Here is an 11,623-nt window from a genome sequence, read left to right on the forward strand (position 1 = left end):
CTTTATGATGCTGATCCTGTTCGTGCTCGGCATGTTCCTGGACTGGGTCGGCATTGCGCTGCTGACAATGCCAATCTTCGTGCCGATTATTAAGGAACTCGGCTATGATCCGGTCTGGTTCGGCGTCCTGTTCTGCATGAACATGCAGGTCTCGTTCCTGTCACCGCCTTTCGGACCCGCAGCGTTTTATTTGAAGAGCGTCGCACCGCCGGGGATCACGCTAGCGACGATCTTCCGCTCGCTGTTGCCGTTCATTGCCATGCAGGTTCTGGCCGTTGCGATTTTGATTTTCGCACCGTGGATCACAGGACGCTAGGCGTCCGGACAGAACGGTTCACGACCCGGCCTGCGTTGCAAGCGGCCGGGTCGTTTCCGTTGGGCGGTTCTAATGGATGAATTGAGCCGCGAAGACCCAGGACGCGCCGACAAGACTATCATCGTTGAAACCACCGGAGAGAATTGTCCTGCCATCGCCTGAGAGCGCGACGGAATTCCCCTGATAGGCTGCGCCGCCGGCATTGGTACCAACCAGTTTCTCACCGCATTGCAACCACGCGCCGCCATTGTTCTGAAACACCCAAACAGCCCCTTGATTGCCGTTGTCCGTGTCACCACCGACAACCACAGTCTGTCCGTCATCGGACATTGAGACCGAGCAGCCTTGCGCAGCTTTGCCTGAAGCTCCTGACCCCACAAGTTTGCCACTCTGCTGGCTCCAGGTTCCATCGGTACGCGTGAAAATCCAGAACGCGCCGGTCTGGTCGTTGTCCTGGTTCTCTCCAAGCACAAAGCTGTTCCCATCCGCGGAGACGCTCACGGTGGTGTTCTGACCGTATTTGTCGACTATTGCACCGGACGCCGTGAGATAGTTTCCCTGCTGTTGCCAACCACTGGAATTCACGAACACCCAAATCGGGGCACTGACAGTCGTTTCCAACACGCTTCCGACAATCAACGTCTTGCCATCGGCGGACAATGCGAGGGAAGATCCCTGGTTCGCCTTGCCTTCAAAACCTGTTCCCACGAGTTTGTTGCCTACCTGAGACCAGACCCTTTCGGATCGATTGAAGATCCAGACGGCACCGACGGCACCACCATCTCCATTGCCACCAATTGCAACCGTATTGCCATCGGCAGACATTCCCACCGAAGCCCCCTGCATGGAAGAAAGAACATAGTTGCTGCCGACAATCTTGTTGCCCTGCTGAGACCAGGCACCATTGCTTCTGGTGAAAATCCATGCGGCGCCGATGGAGTTGTTGTCGCCACTTCCACCGGCAATCACCGTGTTTCCGTCTGCTGAAATTGCTACAGAAGTTCCAAGACCTGATGCCCCGACACAATCGGATCCCGTCAGTTTGTTCCCTTGTTGAGACCAGACGCCGCTGGTTCTCGTGAAGACCCAAAGGGCTCCGGTCCCCATATTGTCGTTGCTCCCCCCAACAACGGCCGTATTGCCGTCGGCGGAGACTGCAACAACGCCTTGCATACTGTTTCCGATATAGCCGGTTCCAACAAGTTTGCTCCCCTGCTGCGCATAGGGAGCAAAGACCGGGGCTGAAATCACAACCTCGTCCCGATCCTGATTTTCAGTGATGGTCATTTGTCCTTCTCCCGTATTCGCGCCGACACACCTGCCGGTTCCTGAAATTTGCATATGAGGGCTTTGTCCCCACATCGAAAATGCAATTACAGATTTCATTATTCTCAAATACAAGTTAAGGAGCGATGTAGGAATTCCATCGCATTGAGACAGGCCCCACAGAAAGCAAAAACCGCCGGCAAATCCGGCGGTCTTTCGATCTTTGCGTCTGAACGGAAGTCGGTGGATGGGCCTAGTCGGCGCTTCCCGTCACCATTCGCGACAGAGTGGCATCGCGGTCGATGATCCGGTGTTTCAAAGCGCCCAGGATATGTAGCACAATGGTAAAGAGCAGGATCTTTCCACCGAGGCCGTGAGCGACACTGGCTGCTGAATTGATCGCCGGAAACTCACCTTGTGAAGATATGGTGAAGAGGCCGAACACACCGACGTCATGACCGCCCGCCAATGACATCACCAGACCGGAGAGCGGCATTACGATAATACTGGCCAGAAGGATCCAGTGCACAGCCTTTGCAGCAACCTCCTGCCAGGCAGAAATATTGCCCAATGGTGCGGGAAATCCTTGCATCAACCGGTAACCGACACGCCAGGTACCATAGATCAGGACAAGGACACCAAGTGCCTTGTGGATCTGGAGAAGCGGGAAAAGTGTTCGACGATCCAGTCCGGAATTTTCCAGATAGAGGCCGAAGCCGAGCATTCCGATCATCGCAATTGCAACGATCCAGTGGTTCAGTCTGGAAACCGCGTCATAAGTATCTAGGTTGTTGGCTTTGCTCATAGGACCCTCACATCAATATCCAGCTTGGCTGCGAAGAAGACCGGAGCCCATCCGGCCTTCTTTGGCACATTCAAACCTCACCGGCCGCGTCCCCGGAAAGACCTGACACCATGAATAAGCACCCGGATGGCTTGTTACAAACCTGCAATTGTCTGGAAATGTCTCCACAAGGAGCGCCGACACAATTTGTTACAAACTCAGCCGGACTTGCCTTTCCAGTCAAAGTCTTACGGATAAGAGCAGGGCGGCCAGTGGCCGCCCGGGAATGCCGACAACAATCAAAAGATCGGTTTAGGCCGATGCGACCCGGTTCAGGAACGTCTCAACACCCTGTTTCAAGGCTTCACTTCGGTTGCTGAGATCATCGGACGCTGCCAGGACGTTGCCGGAAGCGTCCCTGGTCTCGCCAACGGCCTCTGCCAGTCGGGACATATTGGATCTCACCGACATGGTGCTTTGGGCGGCCCGTTGAACGTTTCCGGAAATCTCGTTTGTGGCAGCGCCTTGCTGGGTTACTGCTGACGAGATGCCCTGGGTGTAACCATTGACTTCCTCCATCGTGTCGGAGATTGCGCCAATAGCGGCGACGGCGTCTGTCGTCGAAGTCTGGATCGTCTGGATCTGCGATGAAATCTCTTCTGTCGCCTTGGACGTCTGATTTGCCAGTTCCTTGACCTCGGCGGCAACAACTGCGAAGCCCTTGCCGGCCTCGCCGGCACGCGCTGCCTCGATAGTTGCGTTGAGCGCCAGCAGGTTGGTCTGCTCCGCGATAGCCTGAATGAGGGTGACGACTTCACCGATCTTGGAGGCCGCTTCCGCCAAACCCTGCACTTTGCCGTTGGTCTCATGCACGGCGCCGGTCGCCGATGTCACGATATCGGAGGAGCGACGCACCTGGTCCCCGATTTCGGCGATGGATGCGGAAAGTTCCTCTGCGGCGCCAGCAACATTTTCAACACTCATGCTGGCATCTTCGCTCACGCGCGCCGTGTCGCCTGCCTGCTCGGCGCTGTTTTCCGCAATACCACCGAGCACCTTGGCCGTTCCCGTCATGTCGGCTGCCGTTTCATCCAGAGCCCCTAACAGGCTTTGAATTTCCTCACGAAAATCCTGGATCAGAAGTTCAACTTCCTGCTGGCGGGCATATTGCTCTTGCTGATGCACATTCGCCTCGCTTTCGAGCCGGACACGTTCACGAGCGTTTTCCTGAAACACCTGTACCGTGCGGCTCATGTCACCAATTTCGTCGCGTTGCCCGGTAGACGGGATGACAACATCCGTATCACCGTCGGCAAGCCGGCCCATGGCTTCGGTCAGGGCACGTGTCGGTCTGGTGATGACAAGAGACAGTACAAAAGCAAGAAAACCGCCAACGATGACAGCCGCCCCAAGAGCTGCCGCGATCAGGCCCAGAGCGGTATCAGCCCTGGCAGATGCACTTGCGGACTGGGCTTCGGTCAATCCGGTGATGACACTGCGCACGTCGGCCGAAATGGTTGTCAGAGCTTCGCGTTTGGCGACGAACACCTCCTTCGCCGCGACCATGCTGGCAAATTCGGCTTCATAGGCCGAAACTTCCTGTTCAATTGCAGCCACAGCATCGGTAATTTCAGGGAAGGCAGCACTGTCGGCTTTCAGGGTGTTGGCGAGGTTCTGAAGAATACCGACCCGCGTGGTCACGTCTTCTGCCCCCATGGATTCAAACCCGGCAAAGAACTCCATGGTCGCAGACCGGATCTCCAGGGACGCCCGAAGAAACTTGCTGACATTGACGTTCACAAGGTCGACGATACCGAGCTTTGACTGCGCCTTCCCAGCTATTTTCTTTGCCCCATCCGTTGCTGCGTACACCACTTTCCGCAAGGAAGATGCCTGATCGTGCATACGGGATAAATCAGAAACCACTTCAGCTGCAAGGGAGGCCGAAATCGCGGCATCCGATGCCCCTTCCCCATCGGATTTCGGCAGCTTTTCAGACAAGGCCTTTGCAAAACCCGAGAGCTCTTCCATCTGCGCAGGGTCGACACCTTCAACCTTCAACTTTGCAGCTTTCTTGGCGGTTTTCGCAAGCGAGGCTGCCCCTTCCAAAACAGCCGTCGCAGTTTGAGGTGACAGGTCGTCTCCATTGCCGGACTTCGATATCAAGCTTCCAAGTTCCGCGGACATGTCCTCCATCTCGGAGAGCATGCGCCCGACCTTGTCCGCCCGGTTTCGAGTGCCAGACGCCTTCTTCGCTGCGCTTCCGGCGTCCCGTTGAATCTTGGTCATCTGATCGGAGATCTGTACGGCCAGCGTTTCAAGGCCGACAGCAGAGCGCAGGAGTTTGTCCACTTGCGCCTGACGGTTCTCAACGGCGGTAACCACACTATCGAACTCTTCGTTGAGCCGTCCGACAAGCGCAATCGCTTCAGCCGTCGCTTCGCTTCCGGAGTGTGTGCCCGAAGACCGGTCAAGAGAGACAAGCGATGCTTCGAGTTGTCCGATCTCAACGCTCGCAGTCTCCGCCAGTTCCAGACTACGCCCAGCAAGATAGGCTTCCTGCGCCTGGGCGACCTTTTGTAGATTTGCCATGGATGCGGTTGCCTTTGCACTCACATCCGATTGAGATCTCAATCCGAGGATTGCCACGGTGCCGACCGCTCCTACCGCGGCGGCCACCAGAACCATGGCGACAAAGCCGCCCCCGACTTTTGCCGAGAAACGTGCATTCCTCAATGGTGTAAGTAACTTGGACATATTTCCCCCACACTTTCATTCATTGAAGGTGCGGGCGGTTAAACAATTGATGAACAGAACTTTCCGGCAATATCCTTTCGCCAGGTCAAATTAAATCGGCACCCGTTTTCGTTTAGCAGGCAACAACATAAGCGCGCTGGTTGACGTAATTTTTTTTGCCCGAATTAAATCGGCTCACTCTGAATTTGGCTGAATCTCCAAAACTCAACCACCTAAGATTGAAGAAAGGCGTGTCGACCTATTTGCTTCCGGCTGCTTCCAACAGTTGATTCAGCACTTTCCGGTCACCAATCTGATTGGCCATCAGAAGGATGAGCCTTGCATTGAAAGCGTCGCTTTCTTCCTTGGTGAGGCCTTCGTGGGCCGTAAGCAGATCCGCATAAAAAGCATCCGGCTGATCCAGGTTTGGTTTGGTGGTTGCGGTTGTCATTGTCCCTGACCTCCTTTTCCCAGAACGATATTCATCGCCGTTTCAATGTTGTCCATGTCAAACTCTGTCCAACGTGCGGCAACATGCTGATCCGGGCGGATCAGATAGACTGCCTGATCAGCTTCATTCAGATACCGTGCCTGAAGAAACGGATTGATTTCAGCTTTTGGAACGGTGATCCCTTTCACCGTCACCCCTTGCAGCTCCACCCCGTCCGGAACGTCGACACCGATGCCGAGAAGGACAAAATCCCCCTCCAACGTTTCAAGCAGCCAGGAATTCCCAAGCGGAGCATCCACGATCGGGCTACCGGGCCGGGTGAAAACCGGCAAAGTGTCAACATCCGGTCCATTCAGCGGGGACCCGTCGTAAACACTTGGAACGGACAGGCGCCCCGAGTTCACCAGCGGACGAGCAAATTCATAGTGTTCGGAAAGATCGAGAACGGCATCACGGAAGATACGGCTGATCTCGGATTTCGGTGTAATGAAATCGGTCGAGCGTGAGCTTTGCAAAATGTTTTCATCCGCTCCCAGCTCCCGCTCGAAGACATAACTGTCAAGCAACGTCTCAGGAGCCTCGCCGGTGAGGACCAGTTTCAGCTTCCAGCCAAGATTGTCGACGTCCTGAAACCCGGAATTCGCGCCGCGAGCGCCAAAAGGTGACACCTGGTGTGCACTGTCACCGGCGAAGATCACTCGGCCATGGCGGAATGTTTCCATGCGGCGGCATTGGAATGTATAGATCGACACCCACTCCAGGTCGAACTCAACATCATCACCGAGCATCTGTTTCAGCCTCGGAATGACGTTTTCCGGTTTCTTTTCCTCTTCCTTGTCGATGTCCCAGCCAAGCTGAAGATCTATCCGCCAGACACCGTCCGGCTGCTTGTGTAGAAGAGCCGACTGGTCCTTGTTAAAAGGCGGGTCGAACCAGAACCAGCGTTCGGTCGGAAAGTCCGCTTTCATGATCACATCGGTAATCAGGAAATTGTCTTCAAAGACGCGGCCGACAAAGTCCTTGTCGAGAAGCCTGCGGGCTGGTGATGCGGCTCCGTCACAGGCGATAAGCCACTCGGCGTCCAGATTATAGGCCCCGTCCACCGTTTCGATGGTGACAATCGTATGGTCTTCCTGCTCGACGAGGTTGACCACCTTGTTGCCACCTCGGATCTCAATCGGCTTGCCTTCGGCCTGGAGCGCCCGGATTCGCTCCACAAGATAGAGTTCGCAGTAATATTGCTGCAGGTTGATGAAAGCGGGCCGTTTGTGGCCCTCTTCCGGCAACAGGTTGAAATCATAGACCTGACGATCGCCGAAAAAGACCTTGCCGACATTCCAGACAACGCCCTTGTTCACCATCTCGTCACCGCAGCCGAGCCGGTCGAATATCTCCAGTGTGCGTTTGGAGAAACAGATTGCCCGCGAGCCGACGCTGACCTTGTCATTTTCGTCCAGCACAACGACGGGGATGTCCGCCTGGGCAAGGTCGATCGCCATGGCGAGCCCCACGGGACCTGCACCGATGACTACAACCGGGTGGCGTATGGGTGTGGGTGCATCCTGATCGGCAGAGCGCTTATAGGGATAAAGCGGCACCTCGAACAATTTGGTCACAGGGTCTCTCCCGGTTCCTGCTTCAGAAGAATTTCAGGGCCGCCTTGTGCCGGTCGAAATCCAGAAAGAACTCGTCCAGCTGCGGCGGTGCTACGTTTGTACCGGCCAGCATGGCATGTACTTGACCACGGTGATGGACCTGATGCTGAAAAAGATGCAGCAGCGTGTTGCCGATCGATTCCTGCAACATGCCGTTCGGACCCCGGTCCTGTGCCACTTTCCGATCCAGGTCGACATCGATCAGGCGATCACAATAGACGATCAGATCCCGATCCGCCTTTTCTTGCGCTGCGCGCAATTGCCTGGCCGTTTCCAGATGTGGTTCGTCGAACACCACAAGTCCCTGCCCCTCTTCCTTCAAGGCATCGAGATAGTAGCGATCGACTTCCCAATTGTGATTGAGCGTTTCCCGGATGGAAGGGAAGAAACCCGTTCGCTCAGCCTGGAAGTCCTCCTGGCTGAGCTGGCAACAAGCCCCATAGAGTCGCTCGTTCGCATAGGCATTGTTACGAGCCATGAGGCACAGATGTCTCAATTCACGCGACACGGCTTAGCCTTGTAGATCCGACCACATCTTGGCATCGCGTTCAGCAGTCCAGATGCGCGGCGTGTCGATGTCGAGCGCTTCGTCATAGGCACGAGCGACGTTGAATGGCAGGCAATGCTCGTAGATCGCATAGTCCTTGAATTTCGGGTCGCAGGCCGCGCGACAGGCATCCCAGGCTTCCTTCAAGGATCCACCCCGTTTCGCAACCTTGGCCACCGGTTCATAAGTTGACCGGACGAAGTCGGCAGTGGAATCGAGCGCCGCGTTGACCATTTCGGAGCCGATGAGCGCGTCGCCGCGGCCAGGGGCAATCGCGTCGAGGTTGAAGCTTCGGATCTGTTCCAGCGTGCCCGGCCAGTCGTTGAAATGGCCGTCACCACAATAGCAGGCCGAATGATATTCAACGATATCACCAGTAAACATGACATTCTCGTCCGGCACGTAAGCGACTATGTCGCCCGCGGTATGCGCGCGACCAAGGAACTTCAGGTCAACACGGCGCTTGCCGAGATAGACAGTCATGCGGTCATTGAAGGTTGTCGTCGGCCAGGTCAGGCCCGGAATACTCTCATGCCCCTGAAACAGGCGCGGGAAGCGTTCGAACTCGCTCGCCCAGTCCTCCTTGCCGCGCTCGGCCACCATGGAGCGGGCTTTCTCACTCATGATCACGGTCTGCGCATTATAGGCAGACGCACCCAGCACACGGACGGCATGATAATGGGTCAACACCAGATGGGTGATCGGCTTGTCGGTCACCGAGCGAACTTTCTCGATCACTTTTTGCGCCAGGCGCGGCGTTGCCTGCGCTTCGATGATCATGACGCTGTCGTCGCCTATGATGACACCGGAGTTCGGATCACCTTCGGCAGTGAAGGCCCAAAGGTCCCTGCCGATTTCGGTAAAGGAAACTTCCTTCTCCGCCATGTCACCGGCGGAAGCGAATTGTTTGCTCATAAGTCCTCCTGAGGCGAAGTCGCCCTGCAAATTCGTCGTCGCCGGGCTCGTTCCGGCTTTCGTTCTGCTTAGTTTTTCTCAACCGTTTGTTCGATGGCCCCGAAGATCGAGTGTCCGTCACCGTCCAGCATTTCGATGCGCACGGTGTCGCCGAATTTCATGAACGGTGTCTTGGCATGGCCGTCTTCGATGGTTTCGATCATGCGGATCTCGGCGATGCAGGAATAGCCGACGCCGCCGTCGGAGATCGGCTTGCCAGGACCACCTTCCAGCTTATTGGAAACCGTTCCGGAACCAATGACTGTGCCGGCGGAAAGATCCCGCGTCTTGGCTGCGTGGGCGATCAGTTGACCAAAATCGAAGGTCATGTCGATACCGGCCTGAGCCCTGCCGAATGGGGCACCGTTGAGGTCCACATGAAGCGGCAGATGCAGCTTGCCGTCCTTCCAGGCATCTCCAAGCTCGTCCGGCGTGACGGCGACAGGCGAAAACGCCGAAGACGGTTTGGACTGAAAGAAGCCGAAGCCCTTGCCAAGTTCTGCCGGAATGAGGCCACGCAGGGATACATCGTTGACAAGCATCACCAGACGGATCGCCTTCAGCGCATCTTCAGGGCTTACCCCCATCGGCACGTCCCCGGTGACGACTGCGATTTCACCCTCCATATCGATCCCCCAGGCTTCGTCTCGCATCCTGATCGGATCACGCGGGGCGAGGAAGGCGTCCGAACCACCTTGATACATCAACGGATCGGTCCAGAAGCTGTCCGGCATCTGCGCACCGCGTGCCTTGCGCACCAACTCGACGTGATTGACATAGGCCGAACCGTCTGCCCATTGATAAGCGCGCGGCAAGGGCGACAGGGCATCATGCTCATGAAAGCGGAGCGTTGGTACCGCGTCATGCGACAGGCTTTCGGCCAGAAGCTTCAGCTTCGGCCCGACATTGTCCCAGTCGTCGAGCGCCGCCTGAAGCGTTGGAGCAATGTGGCTTGCTTCCGTGCAATAGGTCAGCCGGTCATTGACCACCACCAGCTTGCCGTCGCGGCTACCGTCCTTGAGCGTTGCCAGTTTCATCGGGTCTTAACTCCTTGTGATCGCCAAACCGTCGTGGCTGATAATGGTTTCGCCTGAAAAGGCTTTGGTGGCGTCCTGCCACTCCGATATTTCGAACCCGGGCAAGTCCGCCGGGATTAGGTGATTGAGCACCAGCGTTTTTACACCGGCTGCTTCTGCAGTTTTTGCCGCATCCGGCGCCATTGTATGGCTCGCCAGAAGATGTTCTCGCAAACGTTCGCCATTGCCGGTTATCTCGACAATCCTGTCGACACCACGCTCCAGCATTGCTTCATGGACGAGAATGTCGGCACCTTCTGCAAAATCGGCCAGAGGTGGAAAATAGGCCGTGTCCGCAGAGAAGACGACCGACCAGCCGCCCGCTTCGAATTTCAGTGCGTAGCAATCGACAACAGGAGGATGATCAACCTGCAAGGCCTCAATTGCGAGGGTCTCGTCCTCGAGCGGAACAGACCCTTCCTGCAGGAGATGGATCTGCACGAGATCGCGCAAGTCAGGACGGCCCTCATCGTCAATGCGCGTTTCAATGTCGTAGCGCATGGAGTTGAGGAAACCTTCCCAATATTCTATCAGATCCGCAGGTCCGTAGATCTTCACCTGATGCGAAAGTCCTGTGCACCAGGCTGTGTGGACCAACGGCCCCAGCTCCAGGACATGGTCGGAATGCAGGTGCGTGATGAATATCAGATCGAGATCTTTCAGCACGATACCGGCTTCAACCAGGCCTCGCGTAACGCCTAGACCGCAATCTACCACGCAGAGCCGTCCTCCGATTTCAAGCAGCGAGCTGGTTGGAGACGGCCCTCCTGGCCGGATCGCCGGCCCACCCTTGGACCCGAGAATGACCAGACGATCCCTGCAATCAGGAGAATGCGCTTCGCTCATTATTTGTCCCACGTTCCTTCCGGCGTTCCGTCAAACCTTTTCTCAAGAGACTCCCAGCAGTCAATGTAGTCATCCTGCAAAGGAGCTTCACGGGCCGCGAACTCCGTCAAATGTTGTGGGAACCGGGTCTCGAACATGAAGGACATTGTGTTGTCGAGTTTCTCGGCTTTAAGCTTGGCGTTGGACGCGCCTTCGAATGCAGTGTTGTCCGGCCCATGCGGCAGCATCATGTTGTGCAGGCTCATGCCACCCGGAACAAAACCATGAGGCTTGGCATCGTATTGGCCGTAAATATTGCCCATCAGTTCCGACATGATGTTCTTGTGGTACCAGGGTGGCCGGAATGTATCTTCGGCAACCATCCAGCGCTCGCGGAACAGGACAAAGTCGATATTGGCCGTTCCCGGCACACCTGACGGTGCCGTCAGAACCGTGAAGATCGACGGATCCGGATGATCGAACAGAATTGCGCCGATGGGACAATAGTTGCGCAAATCGTACTTGCAGGGCGCGTAATTGCCGTGCCAGGCGACAACATCCAACGGGGAATGACCAATCTTCGTCTCGTGGAACTGCCCGCACCATTTGACCGTGACCCTTGACGGCACTTCACGATCTTCATAGTGGGCAACCGGCGTCTTGAAGTCGCGGCGATTGGCCATGCAGTTCGCACCGATCGGTCCCCTGCCCGGCAATTCGAATTTCTGACCATAGTTTTCGCAGACAAACCCTCGAGCCGGGCCGTCGATAACCTCAACCCGGTAGACCAGTCCTCGCGGCAGGATGGCGATTTCCTTCGGTTCCAGCTCAATGACGCCGAGCTCTGTGCAAAACCGCAATCGACCTTCCTGAGGCACAACGAGGAGTTCACTGTCTGCCGAGAAGAAATATTCATCTTCCATAGACTTTGTCACCAGATAGATATGGCTTGCCATACCGACCTGTGTGTTCACGTCTCCGGCGGTCGTCATGGTGTACATGCCGGTCAGCCA

At 56.1% G+C, this 11,623-nt stretch carries 11 protein-coding genes; 1 reads left to right on the plus strand and 10 read right to left on the minus strand.

All coding sequences use genetic code 11. The features are described 5' to 3' along the window. The coding region (locus tag K5905_RS15470; RefSeq protein WP_297585524.1) for a TRAP transporter large permease subunit at window positions 1-316 on the plus strand (316 nt) is incomplete at its 5' end. A 69-nt stretch (window positions 317-385) separates the two neighbouring features. On the opposite strand, the gene K5905_RS15475 is transcribed toward K5905_RS15470, so the two are convergent. From K5905_RS15475 to K5905_RS15520, 10 genes are all read right to left on the minus strand, one after another. Next, on the minus strand, window positions 386-1,603 hold the full coding sequence (locus K5905_RS15475) for a hypothetical protein (protein WP_297585526.1): 1,218 nt from the start codon (window positions 1,601-1,603) through the stop codon (window positions 386-388). A 232-nt stretch (window positions 1,604-1,835) separates the two neighbouring features. Next, window positions 1,836-2,387: a cytochrome b gene (locus K5905_RS15480; RefSeq protein ID WP_297585528.1), complete on the minus strand. Its 552-nt coding sequence runs from the start codon at window positions 2,385-2,387 to the stop codon at window positions 1,836-1,838. Window positions 2,388-2,678: 291 nt separating this feature from the next. Next, window positions 2,679-5,123 (minus strand): methyl-accepting chemotaxis protein, encoded by a 2,445-nt coding sequence (locus K5905_RS15485; protein WP_297585529.1) that lies wholly within the window; start codon window positions 5,121-5,123, stop codon window positions 2,679-2,681. Between the two features lie 238 nt (window positions 5,124-5,361). Continuing rightward, window positions 5,362-5,553 carry a DUF2783 domain-containing protein gene (locus K5905_RS15490; protein WP_297585531.1) on the minus strand — a complete coding sequence of 64 codons (192 nt, stop codon included), beginning with the start codon at window positions 5,551-5,553 and terminating at the stop codon, window positions 5,362-5,364. After that, window positions 5,550-7,169: an FAD-dependent oxidoreductase gene (locus tag K5905_RS15495; protein WP_297585532.1), complete on the minus strand. Its 1,620-nt coding sequence runs from the start codon at window positions 7,167-7,169 to the stop codon at window positions 5,550-5,552. Before K5905_RS15495 ends, K5905_RS15490 begins: the two co-directional genes overlap by 4 nt. 22 nt (window positions 7,170-7,191) lie before the next feature. Then, window positions 7,192-7,686, minus strand: coding sequence for a DinB family protein (locus K5905_RS15500; RefSeq protein ID WP_297585534.1), 495 nt, complete (start codon window positions 7,684-7,686; stop codon window positions 7,192-7,194). A 33-nt stretch (window positions 7,687-7,719) separates the two neighbouring features. Beyond that, window positions 7,720-8,670 carry an MBL fold metallo-hydrolase gene (locus K5905_RS15505; RefSeq protein WP_297585536.1) on the minus strand — a complete coding sequence of 317 codons (951 nt, stop codon included), beginning with the start codon at window positions 8,668-8,670 and terminating at the stop codon, window positions 7,720-7,722. Window positions 8,671-8,738: 68 nt separating this feature from the next. Continuing rightward, window positions 8,739-9,746, minus strand: a complete 1,008-nt coding sequence (locus tag K5905_RS15510) for a fumarylacetoacetate hydrolase family protein (protein WP_297585537.1) — start codon at window positions 9,744-9,746, stop codon at window positions 8,739-8,741. A gap of 6 nt (window positions 9,747-9,752) precedes the next feature. After that, complete coding sequence (locus K5905_RS15515) at window positions 9,753-10,631, minus strand: MBL fold metallo-hydrolase (protein WP_297585538.1); 879 nt, start codon at window positions 10,629-10,631, stop codon at window positions 9,753-9,755. After that, the coding region (locus K5905_RS15520) for a homogentisate 1,2-dioxygenase (protein ID WP_297585539.1) at window positions 10,631-11,623 on the minus strand (993 nt) is incomplete at its 5' end. The genes K5905_RS15515 and K5905_RS15520, both read right to left, overlap by 1 nt.

Origin of the sequence: Roseibium sp., assembly GCF_025698965.1 — a bacterium.
Taxonomy (GTDB): Bacteria; Pseudomonadota; Alphaproteobacteria; order Rhizobiales; family Stappiaceae; genus Roseibium.

Excerpts from the sequence above, each read along its gene's own strand:
- K5905_RS15485 (WP_297585529.1), bottom strand. The coding sequence starts at position 5,123 with ATGTCCAAGTTACTTACACCATTGAGGAATGCACGTTTCTCGGCAAAA.
- K5905_RS15515 (WP_297585538.1), bottom strand. The coding sequence starts at position 10,631 with ATGAGCGAAGCGCATTCTCCTGATTGCAGGGATCGTCTGGTCATTCTC.
- K5905_RS15480 (WP_297585528.1), bottom strand. The coding sequence starts at position 2,387 with ATGAGCAAAGCCAACAACCTAGATACTTATGACGCGGTTTCCAGACTG.
- K5905_RS15510 (WP_297585537.1), bottom strand. The coding sequence starts at position 9,746 with ATGAAACTGGCAACGCTCAAGGACGGTAGCCGCGACGGCAAGCTGGTG.
- K5905_RS15490 (WP_297585531.1), bottom strand. The coding sequence starts at position 5,553 with ATGACAACCGCAACCACCAAACCAAACCTGGATCAGCCGGATGCTTTT.
- K5905_RS15505 (WP_297585536.1), bottom strand. The coding sequence starts at position 8,670 with ATGAGCAAACAATTCGCTTCCGCCGGTGACATGGCGGAGAAGGAAGTT.
- K5905_RS15500 (WP_297585534.1), bottom strand. The coding sequence starts at position 7,686 with ATGGCTCGTAACAATGCCTATGCGAACGAGCGACTCTATGGGGCTTGT.
- K5905_RS15475 (WP_297585526.1), bottom strand. The coding sequence starts at position 1,603 with ATGACCATCACTGAAAATCAGGATCGGGACGAGGTTGTGATTTCAGCC.